Raw genomic sequence first — 18,135 nt, 5'->3', positions numbered from 1 at the left:
ATCGGGAGGATCCTGGAGGTGGGAGATGGATGCCGATGCGTACGGGAAATGAGCCTCTTCAGGCACGCAGCCCGCTGAAAATCCGGTGCGGACTGGCGCTGTGGGGGATGCTGTGGGCGATCGCGGGAGCCGTGGCCTTCGTCCATGCCGGGCGGCCGGAATGGGCGGCGGCGTGTGCCGCACTGGCGATGGTGGCGGCCACGGATCTGATCATGGTCATCCGCCATATCCGCCAGGGACCGCACTACCAGCCGGGCAAGGACATACCGCCCTACACCCCTGACCGGGGCCGGAACGACGCGTTCGGCATACGCAACGGCTCCGGCCGGAGACGGAACACCAGACCGTAAGTACTGGGGCGCGAGGGTACGGCGTAACGCGTCCGGCGACAGGACGGGGCGCCGCGGTGGCCGCGATCGGCGCGAAGGGCGCGGCTACTCGGGACCGTCGCCCCGTCGGTCGGGGTCGGGGTCGCGATCACCGTTGCCCGTGCCGGGTGCAAAGCGGGCGGCTTCGATGAACTCCGGGCGCGGTTCGAGGGCCGCTGCCAGTCGGAAGTGGCGCAACGCCTCCTCGCCGCGGCCGGCACGCTCCAGGGTGCGACCGAGCGCGAAGTGCGCAAAGGCGTTGTCCGGCTCGCGTTCCAACACGATCTGGAACTCAAGCTCCGCAGGCCGCAGTTGAGCGGCGAGAAAGAAGGCGCGGGCGCGCAGCAGTCGGGCCGCGGTGTTCTCGGGGTGCGCGGTGATGACCGAGTCCAGCAGCTGGATCGCACCGCGTGGGTCACGGGCCGCCAACAGCTGCTCCGCGGCACGGAAGTCGATGACATGCGTCTCAGGGCTGCTCTCGGGCACGACTGCTCCTCTCCGTCGCCGTCGGGACACACATCAGCCACGGACCGTACGGCGTTACCTGCGGCACAACAATCCCATCGGTCGCGGCATTCCCCGGCCGGCATGGCCTCAACCGGCTCCCTCGACCTCCATATGAGGGCACACCAGTTGAGGCGGAGGGAGCACGGACGGTGCGCGGGAGACAGACGGAGGGGGAGGCGAGACGGCGGGGGCCCGGCGAGGGGCGCGGGATAGGGGGCCCGGTGGGGGGAGGGCCGAGGTAAGGAGCCTGGCGAGGGAAGGCGCGAGGTGAGGGATCCGGCGGGGAGAGGCGCGAGGTAAGGGACCACAGCGATGACCGGCGGAGGTGGGAGCGGAGGAGGAGGTGGGTGGGGGGCGGGGGCAGGGGGGCGGGGGGGACCGGGGGCAACAGGGCAACAGCCCAGCCCCAACGCCCCACCCCCTGACCCCAGATCCGCAGATCCGCAGATCCGCAGAAGCCAACCGCCCCCGCCGCCGGTTCCGCCGCACTCGCCCCCGCCGCACTCGCCCCCGCCGCCGGTTCCGCCGCACTCGCCCCCGCCGCCGGTTCCGCTGCCCCCAGTCTCCGGCCGCCGGCCTCTCACTGCCGGTCCGCTTCCCCTACCGCCTGATGCGGTACGCCTTTACAGGCTGATGTGGTACGCCTTGCGCAACGTCTCGTGCACGGTCCACTGCGTGCGGTCGCCCTCGCGCAGGACGCAGGCGTCGCCGGGCCCCACCTCCAGCACCGCGCCGCCCTCGACCTCGATGGTGGCGCGCCCGCTGACGACCACGAACAGCTCATTGGCCTCGGTATCCGTCACCACACCCGGCGTGATCTGCCAGATGCCCCGGATCTGCCGCCCGTCGGGGGACTCCCACAACACCTTGCCCGTCACCACCGGCTCGCCGGCGACGATCTGAGAAGGGTCCAGCGGTTCCGGCTGCAGATCGGCATCCGCGATGCCGGGGATATTGACCACGAACGACGCGAGCGCCGAGTCGTCGGCAGCGGGCACCGTGGCGGACTCGGAAACCGAGCCGGGGCCGGAGCCGGGCTCTGCCGTGGTGGCGGGCCCGGTGGCGGAGTTCTTGGCATCAAGGTCGGAAGCAGCAGTCATGGCGGCGAGGGTACCGTCCGGCCTCAGTCGCTCCGCAGCCGCTCCCATACGGCGCGGACCTGGGGTTCCAGCGCGTCCAGCGGCCCGTCGTTGTCAATGACGAGATCCGCGACGGCCAGCCGCTGTTCGCGGGTCGCCTGGGCCCCCATCCGTGATGTGGCCTCGTCCTCCGCCATGCCGCGCAGCTGCACCAACCGGTCCAGCTGGGTCTGCGGCGCGGCGTCGACCACGACCACCAGGTCGTACAGCGGTGCCAGGCCGTTCTCCGTCAGCAGCGGGACATCGTGTACCACCACCGCGTCCGGCCCGGCCGATGCCTCGAGTTCGGCCGACCGCGCCCCGACCAGCGGGTGCACGATGGCGTTCAGCGCCTTCAGTTTCTCGGGGTCGGAGAACACGATCCGGCCCAGCTGCGGCCGGTCCAATGTGCCGTCCGGCGTGAGCACACCGCTTCCGAACTCCTCGACCACTGCCGCCAGTCCGGGCGTACCCGGCTCGACGACCTCGCGGGCGATCTTGTCCGCGTCCACGATCACCGCGCCGTACGACGCCAGCAGTCGCGAAACCTCACTTTTGCCCGCGCCGATTCCGCCGGTCAGCCCCACCTTCACCATGGGCCCACGCTATACGCTGCGCCCGGACGGCAGGAGCGCAGGAGGCTCGACCTCCCCCAGGCCCCGGGCCTCCCCCAGGCCCCGCGGCCTCCCTCAGGTTCAGGCCCCGCCCGCACCGCCGTCGCCCTCGCGCTCCGCCAGGAAGCGCTCGAACTCCCGGCCGATCTCGTCGGCCGACGGCAGTTCCACCGGCTCGGCCACCAGGTTCCCCCGGCTCTCGGCCCCGGCCACCGCGTCGTACTGGTGCTCCAGTCCACTGACCAGCGTGACCAGCTCCTCATCGCCCTCCGAGATCTGCCGCTCGATCTCCTCCTGCGTCCGCAGCGCCTCCGTACGCAGCGAATGCGCGGCGCCGGGCAGCACCAGCCCGGTCGCGGCCGTCACGGCTTCCAGCGCCGTCAGCGCGGCGTCCGGGTACGCGGACCGGGCGATGTAGTGCGGTACGTGCGCCGCCACGCCCAGCACATCGTGTCCCGCCTCCGCCAGCCGGAATTCGATCAATGCCTCCGCGCTGCCGGGCACCTGTGCCTCATCGAAGAAGCCGCCGTGCCCGGGCATCAGGTCGGTGCGGTTTCCGTGCGGGGTGATGCCCACGGGGCGGGTGTGCGGGACGCCCATGGGGATGCCGTGGAAGTTCACCGAGAGGCGTACGCCGAGGCGCTCCACGATCTCCTTCACGGCGCCCGCAAAGCGCTCCCACTCGACGTCCGGTTCGGGTCCGGTCAGCAGCAGGAACGGCGCATCGGTCGTGTCCCGTACGAGCCGCAGGTCAATGCTCGGCGTCTCATAGGCGGTCCAGCGGCTGCGCTCGAAGGTGAGCAGCGGGCGGCGGGCGCGGTAGTCGACGAGGCGGTCGTGGTCGAAGCGGGCGACGACCTCGTTCGGCAGGCCGTTCAGCAGCCGTTCAACGATCTGGTCGCCGGTCTCACCGGCGTCGATGTATCCGTCGAAGTGGTACAGCAGCACCAGTCCGGCGGAGTCCCTGGAGGCGATCGCCTCGACCTCCGCGAGCCCGCTCGGCTCCCATTCGTACAAACCCTGGGGATCCAACACAGTGACTGCTCCTCCTCGTTCTCATCAGCGTCAACGCACGACCCGGCGCGGGCATTCCCGACGACGCGGATGACCCGCCTGCATCGCACACGCCCCGGTGCCGGGCCGGCCTTCGCTCCCACCGACACCGGTCCCCCTCCGATCCCGGTCCCCCTCCCCGGTCGCGATCCGGCCCCTCCCAGCCCCACACCGAACCCAGCCCAGCCCCGCCGGCCCCGCCGAACCCGTCAAACGCATCCCGTCCCGACCGGCCCCCGGCCCCGGCTCCGGCCCCGGCCCCGGCCCCTCACGCCGAACTCCCCCACCCCCTCGCCTCACACCCATTCAGCAACATGAACTCACCTGCACATACAGCGAGTTCACCTCCCCAACCACCACCTTGCGCCTTGCGCACTCCGCCCCGACCCAAGTAGTCGACCTCTCCACAGCGCCCAGCCCAGAGACGCACTCGCCACCGCCAAGCCGGGCGATACGCTTCAGCTCGCCGACGGCACGTACAAGGGCAACTTCACGACCGCTGCCGCCAAACGCCCCCTCATCCCGCACCCCACGGACCGGCTCGCCGAAGACCATGCCCACCGCGGGCGGCGACTCCGGCCCGTACCCGAACGGCACCTCGTACCGGACGCATCAGACCGAAAGTGCGTCCCCTCACCGACAACCGAAAGGACAGCACCCCCACCGAGGACCAGAAGGTGATCCCGAAGGACGCCTGGAACGGGCCTGGAACGGTGTCGCCATCGGCTGCCCTCCCACCCCGCCCGCCGCTCGCTCCGCACAACCTGAACATGGCGGACGGGCCGCTTCCGCAAGTCCGGCAAACACAGCGTCCTCAAGAACTCCTCCACCCACGACCCCGGCAAGTACGGCAGCGGTAGGGGTGAGGGGTGGGTGTACGTGGGGTGGCTCGGGTCGGGCTGGGGCTGCGGCACGGCCTTCCGTGGCCGCACCGCTCAGGTCGGACGGCGGCGCCACCGGCTCCGGCCGCTACGGCCCCAGCCGCTACGGCCCCAGCCGCTACGGCCCCAGCCGCTAGGGCCCGGCCCTACCACCCCTACAGCCGCACCATCCCCCGAACACGACGAAGACCCGCTCCCCGGAGGGGAACGGGCCTTCGTCTATCGGCTAGTGCCTATCGGCAAGAGCTCAGCTCTGGCCGCCGGCCAGCTTCTCGCGGAGCGCGGCGAGGGCCTCGTCCGACGCCAGGGCGCCGGAGTTGTCCGCCGACTCCGAGGAGTACGAGCCGCCACCGGTGCTGGCGCCACCGCCGGTGTTGCCGCCCGTCGCAGCCGCCGGCGCCGCAGCGCCCTCGGCCGCAGCCTGCTCGTCGGCCTCGCGGGACTTGATGACCTGGGCCTGGTGCTGCTCGAAGCGCGTCTGCGCCTCGGCGTACTGGTTCTCCCACGCCTCGCGCTGGGTCTCGTAGCCCTCGAGCCAGTCGTTGGTCTCGGGGTCGAAGCCCTCGGGGTAGATGTAGTTGCCCTGGTCGTCGTAGGACGCGGCCATGCCGTACAGGGTCGGGTCGAACTCGACCGCCGACGGGTCGGCACCGAAGGACTCGTTGGCCTGCTTCAGCGAGAGGCTGATGCGGCGGCGCTCGAGGTCGATGTCGATGACCTTGACGAAGATCTCGTCGTTGACCTGGACAACCTGCTCCGGGATCTCGACGTGGCGCTCGGCCAGCTCGGAGATGTGGACCAGGCCCTCGATGCCCTCGTCGACGCGCACGAACGCACCGAAGGGAACGAGCTTGGTGACCTTACCCGGGACGACCTGACCGATCTGGTGGGTCCGGGCGAACTGCTGCCACGGGTCTTCCTGGGTCGCCTTGAGCGACAGGGACACGCGCTCGCGGTCCATGTCGACGTCCAGGACCTCGACCGTGACCTCCTGGCCGACCTCGACAACCTCGGACGGGTGGTCGATGTGCTTCCAGGACAGCTCGGAGACGTGGACGAGACCGTCGACGCCGCCCAGGTCCACGAAGGCACCGAAGTTGACGATGGAGGAAACGACGCCGGAGCGCACCTGACCCTTCTGGAGGGTGGTGAGGAAGGTCTGGCGGACCTCGCTCTGGGTCTGCTCCAGCCAGGCACGGCGGGACAGGACCACGTTGTTGCGGTTCTTGTCCAGCTCGATGATCTTGGCTTCGAGCTCCTTGCCCACGTAGGGCTGAAGGTCGCGGACACGGCGCATCTCGACCAGGGAGGCCGGGAGGAAGCCACGGAGGCCGATGTCGAGGATGAGACCACCCTTGACGACCTCGATGACGGTACCGGTGACGATCCCGTCTTCTTCCTTGATCTTCTCGATCGTGCCCCAGGCGCGCTCGTACTGGGCGCGCTTCTTCGAGAGGATCAGGCGGCCTTCCTTGTCCTCCTTCTGGAGGACCAGGGCCTCGATCTCGTCACCAACGGCAACGACCTCGTTGGGGTCGACATCGTGCTTGATCGAGAGCTCGCGGCTCGGGATCACACCTTCGGTCTTGTAACCGATGTCGAGCAGGACCTCGTCCCGGTCGACCTTCACGATGACGCCGTCGACGATGTCGCCGTCGTTGAAGTACTTGATCGTCTCGTCGATCGCGGCGAGGAAAGCTTCCTCGTTACCGATGTCGTTGACCGCAACCTGCGGGGTGGTGGCGGTGGTCTCGGTGCTGCTCGTCATGTGGGTAAAGGCTCCGGTGCGGACATTGAAGTCGTAGGTACTGCTACGCCGAGAACCCGTATCGCCTCTGCATAAGCCGGACAGCGTCAAAGACGTATCTACTGGGAGCCCGCAAATGCCGGAGCATTCGGAGCGACCCGAAATACGCCTCAAAACCGAGGGGACATACATACAGATGCGAGCGCGGCCTGCTCCGTCTGAGGCGCGCAAGCCCGCAGCGCAACTTGTAGCATACGGGGGCAGCCGGACCCGGTCAATGCGCGAACGCGCACACCGGGGGCAGAACTCCCCATAACCGGCACACGCGATGTTCCGCGAGGTCGAACGGCCTCACAGTCCCTGCAGCTACAAGCAGAGCGAACACTACGACGACGGGCGCCATGAACCAAGAGCACGAGCCGGAGGCCACCCGCCGTGATGCTTCGGACACCGAAAGCAGCCGGGCCAGCCGGGGCTGGTGGGACAGCAACGCGGACGAGTACCAGAGCGAGCACGGTGCCTTCCTCGGGGACGACCGGTTCATCTGGGGCCCCGAGGGGCTGGACGAGGCGGACGCCGCACTGCTCGGCCCGGCAGCCGAACTGAAGGGGCGCCGGATCCTGGAGATCGGGGCCGGCGCGGCGCAGTGTTCCCGCTGGCTGGCGGCGCAGGGTGCGCTCCCGGTGGCGCTCGACCTCTCCCACCGGCAGCTGCAGCACGCACTGCGGATCGCCGACGGGGCGGCGGACGTCGCCACCGAACTGGTCGAGGCAGACGCCGGGGCACTGCCGTTCCGCGATGGCGGCTTCGACCTCGTCTGTTCCGCGTACGGCGCGCTGCCGTTCGTCGCCGATCCGGTGCGGGTGCTGCGCGAGGTGCGCCGGGTGCTGCGGCCGGGCGGCCGGTTCGTCTTCTCCGTCTCCCACCCGATCCGCTGGGCCTTCCCCGACGAGCCGGGGCCCGAGGGGCTGTCCGTGGGGGCTTCCTACTTCGACCGCACGCCGTATGTCGAGCAGGACGAGTCCGGCCGGGCCGTCTACGTCGAGCACCACCGGACGCTGGGCGACCGGGTACGGGACGTGGTGGCCGCCGGATTCCGGCTGGAGGATCTCGTCGAGCCCGAATGGCCCGAGTGGAACACCCAGGAGTGGGGCGGCTGGTCGCCGCTGCGCGGGCATCTCATCCCCGGGACGGCGATCTTCGTGTGCACGGCGGAGGCGTAGGGCGGAGCCCGGAGGCAGCGGGCCGGAGGCGGCGGGCCGGACCCCGGGGCCAGTGGGCGGAGGCGGCAGGCCGACGCATCGGGTCCCTGCGATCCGGCCGGTCAGCGCGAGATTCCGCCGGTCAGCGCGATCCGGCCGGTCCCGGTGATCCGGCAACCGGACCGTCGGGCGCCGCCCGGACAGCCGGATGGCGCCGGTAGCCCGTTCGGGCGGCGACCGCGCGGGGACCGGCCCGCCGATGGCGGCTCGTGGCGGTGACGGCAGGCGGCAGGCGGCAGGCAGCGACCTTCACAGGACCTCGTCCGGCAGCGACCTTCACAGGGCCCCGCCCGGTAGCGACCGTTCAGGACTCGGACCGGCGGTGACCGCCCCCGCCCCGGCCGGTCGGCGGATTCGGCCGGGGCGGCAGAATTGGGGCGTGATCCGCCGTGACGCCCTTGATCTGCTGCCCGTGCGTACCGCGCTGCCCGCGCTGCGTGCCGCCCTCGACGGGCCCGGTGCCGCGGTGCTGTGCGCCCCGCCGGGCACCGGCAAGACGACGCTGGTGCCGCTGGAGCTGGCGGGCCTGACCGACGAGGGGCCGAAGCGGCGGGTGCTGGTCGCCGAGCCGCGCCGGATCGCGGCCCGTGCGGCCGCGCGGCGGATGGCCTGGCTGCTGGGCGAGAAGGTGGGGGACCAGGTCGGGTTCACGGTGCGCGGGGAGCGCCGGGCCGGGCCCCGTACCGCCGTGGAAGTGGTGACGACCGGGGTGCTGCTGCAGCGGCTGCAGCGCGATCCGGAGCTGGCGGGCGTCGATGTGGTGGTGCTCGACGAGTGTCATGAGCGGCATCTCGACGCCGATACCTCCGCGGCGTTCCTCTTGGACGTACGGGAGACGCTGCGGCCCGAGCTGCGGCTGGTGGCGGCCTCGGCGACGACGGATGCCGAGGGGTGGGCGAGGCTGCTGGGCGGCGCGGAGGGCGCGGCGCCGGTGGTCGAGGCGGCGGGTGTGTCGCACCCGGTGGACGTCGTGTGGGCGCCGCCGGAGCGGCCGGTGCGGCCGGCCCACGGGATGCGGGTCGATCCGGCGTTGCTGGCGCATGTGGCGGCAGTGGTGCGGCGGGCGCTGCGCGAGCAGACGGGCGATGTGCTGTGCTTCCTTCCCGGTGTCGGGGAGATCGGGCGGGTCGCCGGGGAGCTGGCCGGGGTGGACGCCGAGGTGCTGCAGGTGCACGGGCGGGCCCCGGCCGAGGTGCAGGACGCGGTGCTGGCGGGCGGGGACGGCGTGCGCAGAGTGGTGCTGGCGACCTCGGTGGCGGAGTCCAGTCTGACCGTGCCGGGTGTGCGTGTGGTGGTGGACAGCGGGCTGGCGCGGGTGCCGCGGACGGATCATGCGCGCGGGCTCAGCGCGCTCGCGACCGTACGTGCCTCGCGGGCGGCGGGTCGTCAGCGCGCCGGGCGGGCGGGGCGCGAGGCGCCGGGTGTGGTGTACCGCTGCTGGACGCAGGGCGAGGACGGGCGGCTGCCGGCGTTCCCCGATCCGGAGATCAAGGTCGCCGATCTGACGGCGTTCGCCCTGCAGTCGGCCTGCTGGGGCGATCCGACGGCCGGCGGTCTCGCCCTGCTCGACGCGCCGCCGGCCGGGGCGCTGGCCGCGGCGCGGGAGGTGCTGACGGCGATCGGTGCGGTCGACGGGACCGGCCGGGCGACGGCGCGGGGTGTGCGTATGGCGAGGATCGGGCTGCATCCCCGGCTGGCGCGCGCCCTGTTGGACGGCGCAGCCGAGGTCGGTGTGCGGCGCGCCGCGGAGGTGGTCGCCCTGCTGAGCGAGGAGCCGCCGCGGGCGTACGGGGACGATCTGGCGGCCGCGTGGCGCACCGCGCGGCGGGGCGGCGATGCGTACGGAGCGAGGTGGCGGCAGGAGGCGCGGCGCCTGGCGTCGGCGGCCGGAGAGCCGCGGGGCGGGTCGGGCGGGGACGCCCGGGCAGGGTCCGGGGCGGGCGCGGGTGTCCACGCCGGGCCGGGTGTGCGCGCCTCTGACGGGACCGGCCGGGGCGGGGCGTCCGGCGGCGGACGAGGCCGGGACGGCGCCGAGGGTGCGGGCGGCCGGGCAGGTGCGGTCGCCGGCAGCGACCGTGACGGCGGCGCGGCGGCAGCAGGCACCGACGATGCGGTGGCGGGCCTCATTGCCGCGTTGGCGTTCCCGGAGCGGGTGGCACGCGCCCGCGGGGCCGGGAGTTATCTGATGGCGTCCGGGACCGGGGCCGAGTTGGCGGGCGCGGGGCCGGGCGCGGGGCCGCAGGCCGGCTGGGGGCACCGCCCGGGTTCTTCGGGCGGGGGCGGCGGGTCGCGGCTGCGGGATGCGGGGTGGCTGGCGGTTGCGGTGGCGGACCGGCCGGTGGCGGCGGTGTCCGCGCTGGTGCGGCTCGCGGCGGTGATCGATGAGGAGACGGCATGTGCCGCTGCGCGGGCGCTGTACTCCTCGGGTGAGGAGGTGCGCTGGTCGGACGGGGATGTGGTGGCCAGGAGCGTGACACGGCTGGGGGCGATCGAGCTGGCGGCCCGGCCGCTGACCGCGCCCGACCCCGGGCTGCTGCGGGACGCGGTGGTGTCGGGGCTGCGGCGGGAGGGGTTCGGGCTGCTGCGGTGGCCGGCCGCGGCGACGTCGTTGCGGCAGCGGATGGCGTTTTTGCACCGGGAGTTGGGTGCGCCGTGGCCGGATGTCTCGGATGCGGCGCTGCTGGAGCGCGTCGAGGAGTGGCTGGGGGTGGAGCTCGGGCGGGCGCGGCGCCGGGCCGATCTGGCGCGGGTCGATGCGGGGCAGGCGCTGCCCCGGCTGCTGCCGTGGGCGACCGGTGACGCGGCGCGCTTGGACGAGCTGGCGCCGGAGCGTATCGAGGTGCCGAGTGGTTCGCGGGTGCGGGTGGATTACGGGGGTGAGCAGCCCGTGCTGGCCGTCAAGCTCCAGGAGTTGTTCGGTCTGCAGGAGTCGCCGCGGGTGGCCGGCGGGCGGGTGCCCGTGCTGGTGCACCTGCTGTCCCCCGCGGGGCGTCCGGCTGCCGTCACGGCCGATCTCGCTTCGTTCTGGCGGGACGGATACCGGTCCGTGCGCGCGGAGTTGCGTGGGCGTTACCCCAAGCATCCCTGGCCGGAGGACCCTTCGGCGGCCGAGCCGACCCGGCACACGTCGTCGCGGTTCAAGCGGGGCTGAGGCGGGGGACGGAGGGGGGCGGGGGCGGCTCGCTGACGTCATGGGTCCACGCTACGGGCCGGCACTGACAACGCCCTCGCCGGACGACGGCGGCGCGGCGGCGGGCTGCCGGGCGGCTGCGGTGCGGGGGCGTCGGCCGCGGGCTTCGAGGTGCAGGCTCAGGGCGAGCAACGCGGCGCCGAGGACCAGGAACCCCCAGGGAAGGTAGCTGGTGAGCAGCAGGACCAGGGTGCGCTGCGACGTCACCAGGGCCACGGTGGAGTCGAGGTAGTCGCTGCGCATCTTCACATGGCCGGCGAACGCGGTGACCTTGCCGCCGCCGGGCAGCAGATCGCCGCCGCGCAGCTCCTCCTTGTGGATTTCCTGGCCGTTGACCGGTGCGCCGGTGACCGGCTCCACCCAGAACATCCGCTTGGTGGTGTACCAGCGGGTGGTGCCCATCTTCTCGACGGACTCGGGGGTGATGCCTTTGACCGGCATCTTCTTGGGGAGGGCGACCTTGGTCCAGGGGATGGTCTGCTCGAAGTAGTAGACCTTCAGGCCGCGGAAGGTGCGGGTCCCCTTGTAGTGGATGGGGGCCGAGGTGCGGGTCTGGGCGTCGAAGTAGGCGTAGTCGCGTTTCTCGGTGAGGAACGGCCACTTGTACTCGATGCCCTCGCGGCGCACCGGCTCGCCGTCGACCATCTCGCCGGTGGCATGCACGGGTTCCTGGGAGTGTGCGTCGAAGAGGTAGCGCTCGGGGATTTCGGAGACCATCTTGCCGTCGGGGCCGGCGACGTAGGACAGCGCGTCCCAGACGACGATGTCGCGGCCCGCGGACTGCTCGATGCGGTCGGAGGCGGCGACATCGCCCTTGAGGGTCTGCACGATGGTGATCTTGGGGACGCGCTCGGCCTTCATCGTCCCGTAGTTGAGGAGGGTGGCGGGCTTGGCCTCCAGGACCATGTTCTGGTACTGGCTGGGCGGGATCTTGGCGAGCCGTGGAAAGGCGTACCACCGGATCAGCGGGGACAGGGCGGTGAAGAAGACGGCGAAGGCGAGCAGCACCAGGCTCGCCGTGCGGCGCATCCCTCGCGCTTCTCGGCGCCGGCCGGGGCCGGCGGTGCTGGGGCCGGCGGTGCTGGGGTCTGCCGGGGGCTCGGGGGCGGTCCCCCGGGTGGGCACAGTGCGGCGCATGGCGGTGGCGTCCCTCCGTCAGGGGTGCTTGGGGACGGTGGTCAGCAGCGGCTTGGGCGAGGTCGTGCCGCTGGGTGCGCCGGTCGCCGTGAGGGTGAGGACGAGGGCGAGCGCCGCGGCCAGTCCGACCGCGGCTGCTGTCAGGGCGCGCATGGTCGGCCTCCCGAGAGCTGATACGGCGTCAGGGCGGGGGCACCGTAGCAACGGGCGGCCGAGATGAGAACACGTTGCACCGCCGTCCTGCCCTGGACGGCGGGCAGGACGGCGGTGACGGGCCGGCGCGGGGGCCGGGCCGACTGGTCAACCGGGCGTGGCGCCGGGCCGGGTGGCGCGGTGCGGGACCGGCCGCGGCGACCGACCGGGAGTCGGTCAGGAACCGGTCGGGGCGGCGACCTTGAGCTTGACGGTGAGTACGGCGCCGTCGGCGGTGGTCAGCCGCAGCAGGAAGGTGCCCGCGTGCCTGTCGGTGTAGATCTTCGGGAGCTTCAGCAGGCCGTCGGCGTCCGTGGTGAGCCCGGTGAGGGTGCGGTGCGGGGTGTCCTTGTCGTCGCCGGTGGCCTCGGGGTCCTTGAAGTAGGGGCCCTTGTCGTTCTCCACAGGGTGCTTCGGGTCGTCGGTGACCATGGTCGCGGTGACCGCAGCGCCCGCCGCGATCTTGCCCTGGTAGGTCGCCTTGACCTCGACCGCGTCCTCGGCGAAGGCCTGGCCGGCGGTCGCCGTCAGGTCCTTGTCCGAGGTGCGGACGATCTTGTCGGCCTTCGGGGCCGGCTTGGCCTTGACGGTGGCGCCGAAGGCGACGGCGGGGGCGGTGCGGCCCACGGCGGTGGCCCGGATGGTGAAGGCGCCGGCCGTGTCGCCCGCACGCAACCTGGGGGCGGTGGCGAGGCCTTCCTTGTCCGTGGGGACGGTGACGGTGGTGGCGTCACCGGGGAAGCGGGCGCCGGTGGACTCGGGCAGGGTGAAGCGGACGGGGGCGCCGGCGACGGCCTTGCCCGCGGCGTCCTTGGCGCGCACCTGCGGCGACGCGGCGAACTCGGTGCCCGCGGTGGCGCTCAGGTCCTTGGCGCCGACCCGTTCGAGGGCGGTGAGCCGGGCGGGCTCGGTGGGCGGCTCGGGGGGCTTCGGAGTGGGCTTCGGGGTGGGCGTGCCCGTACCGCCCGGGGTGTGTCCTGTGCCGTCCGAACCCCCGGGCCTGCCGGGGTGGTTCGGCTTGCCGGGCCTGCCGGTGCCGGATCCGCCGGGGCCCGGGTTCCGGCCCGGCGCGTGGGAGCCGTGATTGTGGCGCGTACCGCCGCCGCTGTGGCCGCCGGCCTTGCCGGCGCCGTCCCGGTGCACCGGAAGTACGCCCCGGCCGTCCGGCACCTCGTGGGTGCCGTTGCGGTAGAACGTGTACCAGGACAGCACCGTCCGCAGGTATTCCTCGGAGTGGTTGTAGCCGAGGATCGCCCGGTCCAGGTCGTCCTGGGCCGACAGATCGCGGCCGCCGGCGCAGAGATAGCGGCCGGCGGCGAGGGCAGCGTCGAAGACGTTGTGGGGGTCCTTCTTGCCGTCGCCGTTGCCGTCGGCGCCCCAACCGGTGCCGCCGGGGCCGCCGTTGGACCAGGTCGAGGGGATGAACTGCATCGGGCCCACGGCACGGTCGTGGGTGACGTCGCTGTCGTAGCGGCCGCCGTCGGTGTCCGTGATCAGGGCGAAGCCGTGGCCGTTGAGCTGCGGGCCCAGGATCGGCTGCAGGGTGGTGCCCTCGGTGTCGACGGCGCCGCCCCGCGCCTGCCCGGACTCGACCTTGCCGATCCCGGCCAGCAGCTGCCAGGGCAGCCGGCAGCCCGGATCGGACGCGTCGACCGCCGATGCGGCCTTCTTGTACGCGGCCAGGACGGTGGCGGGCAGGCCGGCCTCGGCGGGTCCGGTGGCGAGGGCGGCGCCCTGGCCGGTGCCGTGCGAACGGTGGTGTGTCACCGGCCTGTTGGGGGGCGGCCGATCGGTGTAGTACGCCGAACCGCCGTCGATGGGGGTGTCCGCCGGCGGGGCCGGATCCTGCTTCCTGGCGGCCGCGGCCTCGGTGGCGGCCGGTGCCTGAGAGGCGGTCAGGGCGGCGAGCACCAGGGCCGCCACCGCCGTCGAGGCCGCCCCCCTCTGGAGCCGCCTTCGGAATGTGGCTGCCATACGTGGTCCCCTCCGCGTTGCCCCACCGCGCTCCTGACGCGGTGTCGCGCTCCCCAGCGCTCCAACTCAGGCGACACTACGACAACTCGGGCCCGGCATCTACCACCAACATCGGACACATAATGATCTGAATCGATCGAGGAGAGGCGCCATGCCATTCACGCTCAGTCATGCCGCTGCCGTGCTCCCGGCCATCCGGCGGACCGGAGCGGCACGCGGTCCGTTGGTCGCCTCGGCGCTCGTGGCGGGGTCGTTCGCACCGGACATGACGTACTACGCGGACACGCTGGTGCCGGGCGCCATGGAATTCGGCGAGGTCACCCACTCGCTGCCGGGCGTGCTGACCGTGGACGTCCTGGTCGCCGCGGCGCTCGTCGGCGGCTGGCTGCTGCTGCGCGAACCGATACTGGCGCTGCTGCCCTCGGTGTGGCGGGGCCCGCTCCATACGTTCCTGCGCGGCCGGCCCTGGAGGCCCCGGGGCGCGCGTCAACTCGCCGCTCTGGTGGGCCGGTTCCTTCTCTCCGCGGTGCTCGGGGCGGCGAGCCATGTCGTCTGGGATGCCTTCACCCACCCGGGCCGCTGGGGCACCCGGCTGGTCCCGGGCCTGGACGGTATGGCGGGCGGTCTGCCGGTCTGCACCTATCTGCAGTACGGCACCTCGGCGCTCGCACTGGCGGCGATGGGAGGGTTCCTGTGGTCGGCCCTACGGGGCGCGGCCAGCGGCGGCGCCCCGGCGGCCGGGCCGTCCGTACCCGGCGCGGTACCGGCGCTGACGGTACGGCTGCGACTGCTGCTGACCGCTCCGCTCGCGCTGTGTGTGACGGCCGGTGCGGTGCAGCGCACCCTGCGGGCGCGCGCGGCCTACGGCCCGGGGGTGAGCTGGTTCGACTACCTCCCGACCGTGCTCTTCGGCGCGGGCGCGGGCCTCATCGCCGGGCTGCTGCTGTATGCGGTGGCCGTACGTCTGCTGGTCCGGCGGGGGCGCAGGGCCCGCCCTGTCCCCCGCCCCCTGGTCACGACCGCGCCCGGTGCGGCGACGGTCCCGGAGGCCGTGGCGCCCACCGCCGACTGACGGGATCGGGGCGGACCGGGCGGGGCCGGAGCGCGCTGCGGGCGCCCGCTCCGGACCCGTCCCGGCCCGCTGCCGTCCTCAGTGCGCGGCCGACTCCCAGTCCTTGCCGGAGCCGACCGAGACGTCCAGCGGGGCGCTCAGCTGGACCGCGGCGGCCATCTCCCGGCGGACCAGCTCCTCGACCTTCTTGCGTTCGCCGGGGGCTACCTCGACGACGATTTCGTCATGGACCTGGAGCAGCATCCGGGACTGGAGCTCGGCGGCCCGCAGCGCCGCGTCGGCCCGCAGCATCGCGATCTTGACGATGTCGGCGGCGGTGCCCTGGATCGGGGCGTTCAGCGCCATCCGCTCGGCCATTTCGCGGCGCTGGCGGTTGTCGCTGTTGAGGTCGGGGAGGTAGCGGCGGCGGCCGAGCATCGTCTCCGTGTAGCCGGTGGCGCGGGCCTCCTCCACCACGCGCTGGAGGTAGTCGCGCACCCCGCCGAACCGCTCGAAGAAGTTGTCCATCAGCTTGCGGGCCTCGTCGGGCTGGATGCCCAGCTGCTGGGAGAGGCCGAACGCCGACAGGCCGTACGCCAGGCCGTAGGACATCGCCTTGATCTTCCGGCGCATCTCCGGGTCGACCTTGGTCTTGTCGACCGAGAAGACATGGGAGGCGACGGTGGTGTGCAGGTCCTCGCCGGAGGTGAACGCCTCGATCAGGCCCTCGTCCTCGGAGAGGTGCGCCATCACCCGCAGCTCGATCTGGCTGTAGTCGGCGGTCAGCAGCGACTCGAAGCCCTCGCCGACGACGAAACCGCGGCGGATCGCCCGGCCCTCGTCCGTACGCACCGGGATGTTCTGCAGATTGGGGTCGGTGGAGGACAGCCGGCCGGTGGCCGCCACGGTCTGGTTGAAGGTGGTGTGGATCCGGCCGTCGGCGCCGATGGTCTTGATCAGGCCCTCGACGGTCGTCCGCAGCTTGGCCTGCTCACGGTGCCTGAGCATGATCACCGGGAGCTCGTTGTCGGTCTGCGCCGCCAGCCAGGCGAGGGCATCGGCGTCGGTGGTGTAGCCCGTCTTGGTCTTCTTGGTCTTGGGCAGGCCCAGTTCACCGAAGAGGACCTCCTGCAGCTGCTTGGGCGAGCCGAGGTTGAACTCATGGCCCGCGGCGGCATGCGCCTCCTTGACGGCCTGCTGCACCGCGCCCGCGAACTGCTGCTCCATCCGCTCCAGCCAGCCCCTGTCCGCGGCGATACCGGCCCGCTCCATCCGGGCCAGCAGCTCGCTGGTCGGCAGCTCCACATCGCGCAGCAGCTCGGCCGCGCCGACCTCCGCCAGCTTCGCCTCGAACGCCGTCCCCAGGTCGAGGACCGTACGGGCCTGCCCCATCAGGGCGTCCGCCTCGGCCTGTTCGTCCGCGCCGAACGCCAGCTGGCCGTCGCCGGCCGCGGCCGGGGCGAGATCCCGCCCCAGGTATTCGACGGAGAGCGCGTCCAGCGCGAAGGAGCGGCGGCCGGGCTTGACCAGATAGGCGGCCAGGGCGGTGTCCATGGTGACGCCGTCGATGCGCCAGCCGTGCTCGCCGAAGACCCGCATCAGGCCCTTGGCGTTGTGCATGATCTTGGGGCGGTCGGCGGCCGCGCTCCAGGCGGCGAAGGCCTGCTCGTCGGCCTCGTCGAGCTGGGACGGGTCGAACCACGCGGCCGGGCCGCCGCCGGCGGCCAGTGCCACCTCGGCGACGCTGCCGCTGCCCAGCGTCCACACGTCGACCGTGGCCACACCCAGCGGGCCCGTGCCGTGTTCGGCCAGCCACGGAGCGAGTTCGCCGGCACCGAGGACCGTGCCGTCCACCTCGACGCCCGGCGCCGGCGCAGCCTCGTCGGCGGCCTCGGCCGCTCCGGGGTCGACGGCATGCAGCCGGTCCCGCAGGCCCTGGTTGCGGATCTCCAGGGCATTGAGGCACACCGTGAGCGCCTCACGGTCGTACGCCTCCCGGGTCAGCTCCGCCGGGCCGCACGACAGCTCGACATCGCGCACCATCTCCGTGAGCCGGCGGTTGAGCTTCACGGCCTCCAGGTGCTCACGGAGGTTGACGCCCGCCTTGCCCTTGACCTCCTCGGCGCGCTCCACCAGCTCCGCGAACGAACCGAACTGGTTGATCCACTTCGTGGCGGTCTTCTCGCCGACGCCCGGGATGCCGGGGAGGTTGTCCGACGGGTCGCCGCGCAGCGCGGCGAAGTCCGGGTACTGGGCGGGGGTCAGGCCGTACTTCTCGAAGACCTTCTCCGGGGTGAAGCGGGTCAGCTCCGAGACGCCCTTGGTGGGGTAGAGGACCGTGACGTCGTCGGAGACCAGCTGGAAGGAGTCGCGGTCGCCCGTGACGATCGAGACCTCGAAGCCCTGGGCGGTGGCCTGCTCGGTGAGCGTGGCGATGACGTCGTCGGCCTCGAAGCCCTCGACCGCGAACCGCTTGACGCGCATCGCGTCGAGCAGCTCGCCGATCAGCTCGACCTGGCCCTTGAACTCGTCGGGCGTCTTGGAGCGGTTCGCCTTGTAGTCGGCGAACTCCTCGGACCGCCAGGTCTTGCGCGAGACGTCGAAGGCCACCGCGAAATGCGTGGGCGCCTCGTCGCGCAGGGTGTTCGCGAGCATCGACGCGAAGCCGTAGATCGCATTGGTCGGTTGTCCCGTGACGGTCGTGAAATTCTCCACGGGCAGGGCGAAGAACGCCCGGTATGCCATGGAATGCCCGTCCATCAGGAGCAGTCGGGGACGGCCGCCCGCCGCCGCCTCGGTGCCGGTCGCTTCGCTCTTCTTCGCTGCCTTTGCTGCCACGCCCCCGATCCTGCCACGCCCCACTGACAATCCCCGCCGCGACGGTCCCCCCTCCTCGCCCCGGCCGGGCCCCGGCCCGTCGCCGTACACCGCCCCCTCCCCCGACGCACACCGGCCCTGACCGCGCCGGACACCCCGGCGCCCCTCCTCGGACGCACCCCGCGCCCGCCCCTACACCGCCCCCATGCGTCCGTGACAGGATC

Annotated in this window: 13 protein-coding genes; 4 read left to right on the top strand and 9 right to left on the bottom strand. The window is 72.4% G+C overall.

Annotated features, from left to right (window positions below):
- Positions 1–29 precede the first annotated feature (29 nt).
- Entirely contained in the window at positions 30–350 is a 321-nt protein-coding gene (locus ACGFWI_RS29245; RefSeq protein ID WP_393909040.1) for a DUF6343 family protein, read from the top strand.
- Positions 351–434: 84 nt separating this feature from the next.
- Here ACGFWI_RS29245 and ACGFWI_RS29240 read toward each other — a convergent pair whose 3' ends face one another.
- From ACGFWI_RS29240 to rpsA, 5 genes are all read right to left on the bottom strand, one after another.
- On the bottom strand, positions 435–854 hold the full coding sequence (locus ACGFWI_RS29240; RefSeq protein ID WP_393909039.1) for a tetratricopeptide repeat protein: 420 nt from the start codon (positions 852–854) through the stop codon (positions 435–437).
- A gap of 644 nt (positions 855–1,498) precedes the next feature.
- Positions 1,499–1,873 carry a cupin domain-containing protein gene (locus ACGFWI_RS29235; RefSeq protein WP_393909125.1) on the bottom strand — a complete coding sequence of 125 codons (375 nt, stop codon included), beginning with the start codon at positions 1,871–1,873 and terminating at the stop codon, positions 1,499–1,501.
- Positions 1,874–1,998: 125 nt separating this feature from the next.
- Entirely contained in the window at positions 1,999–2,589 is a 591-nt protein-coding gene (gene coaE / locus ACGFWI_RS29230) for a dephospho-CoA kinase (protein WP_393909038.1), read from the bottom strand.
- 99 nt (positions 2,590–2,688) lie between these two features.
- The gene (locus ACGFWI_RS29225) at positions 2,689–3,642 is read right to left on the bottom strand and encodes a PAC2 family protein (RefSeq protein ID WP_393909037.1); all 954 of its coding nucleotides are present in this window, start codon (positions 3,640–3,642) and stop codon (positions 2,689–2,691) included.
- A 1,146-nt stretch (positions 3,643–4,788) separates the two neighbouring features.
- On the bottom strand, positions 4,789–6,309 hold the full coding sequence (gene rpsA / locus ACGFWI_RS29220) for a 30S ribosomal protein S1 (RefSeq protein ID WP_393909036.1): 1,521 nt from the start codon (positions 6,307–6,309) through the stop codon (positions 4,789–4,791).
- Between the two features lie 380 nt (positions 6,310–6,689).
- Here rpsA and ACGFWI_RS29215 point away from each other — a divergent pair, with 380 nt between their 5' ends.
- A complete protein-coding gene (locus ACGFWI_RS29215) occupies positions 6,690–7,511 on the top strand; it encodes a class I SAM-dependent methyltransferase (protein ID WP_393909035.1) in 822 nt (273 codons plus the stop codon).
- Between the two features lie 418 nt (positions 7,512–7,929).
- Positions 7,930–10,701, top strand: coding sequence for an ATP-dependent RNA helicase (locus ACGFWI_RS29210; protein ID WP_393909034.1), 2,772 nt, complete (start codon positions 7,930–7,932; stop codon positions 10,699–10,701).
- Positions 10,702–10,752: 51 nt separating this feature from the next.
- On the opposite strand, the gene ACGFWI_RS29205 is transcribed toward ACGFWI_RS29210, so the two are convergent.
- From ACGFWI_RS29205 to ACGFWI_RS29195, 3 genes are all read right to left on the bottom strand, one after another.
- Positions 10,753–11,769 (bottom strand): DUF3068 domain-containing protein, encoded by a 1,017-nt coding sequence (locus ACGFWI_RS29205; protein WP_393909033.1) that lies wholly within the window; start codon positions 11,767–11,769, stop codon positions 10,753–10,755.
- Between the two features lie 126 nt (positions 11,770–11,895).
- Entirely contained in the window at positions 11,896–12,030 is a 135-nt protein-coding gene (locus ACGFWI_RS29200) for an SPW_0924 family protein (RefSeq protein ID WP_362608132.1), read from the bottom strand.
- Positions 12,031–12,246: 216 nt separating this feature from the next.
- Positions 12,247–14,043, bottom strand: a complete 1,797-nt coding sequence (locus ACGFWI_RS29195; protein WP_393909032.1) for a lytic transglycosylase — start codon at positions 14,041–14,043, stop codon at positions 12,247–12,249.
- 151 nt (positions 14,044–14,194) lie between these two features.
- Here ACGFWI_RS29195 and ACGFWI_RS29190 point away from each other — a divergent pair, with 151 nt between their 5' ends.
- Positions 14,195–15,115, top strand: coding sequence for a DUF4184 family protein (locus ACGFWI_RS29190; RefSeq protein ID WP_393909031.1), 921 nt, complete (start codon positions 14,195–14,197; stop codon positions 15,113–15,115).
- Positions 15,116–15,193: 78 nt separating this feature from the next.
- On the opposite strand, the gene polA is transcribed toward ACGFWI_RS29190, so the two are convergent.
- Positions 15,194–17,932: a DNA polymerase I gene (gene polA / locus ACGFWI_RS29185; RefSeq protein WP_393909030.1), complete on the bottom strand. Its 2,739-nt coding sequence runs from the start codon at positions 17,930–17,932 to the stop codon at positions 15,194–15,196.
- Between the last annotated feature and the right edge of the window lie 203 nt (positions 17,933–18,135).

It is taken from the genome of Streptomyces sp. NPDC048434 (assembly GCF_043200375.1).
In the GTDB taxonomy this organism is placed as follows: domain Bacteria; phylum Actinomycetota; class Actinomycetes; order Streptomycetales; family Streptomycetaceae; genus Streptomyces.
The sequence above is the reverse complement of the archived record's forward strand: the minus strand, read 5'-3'. Positions and strand labels throughout refer to the sequence as shown.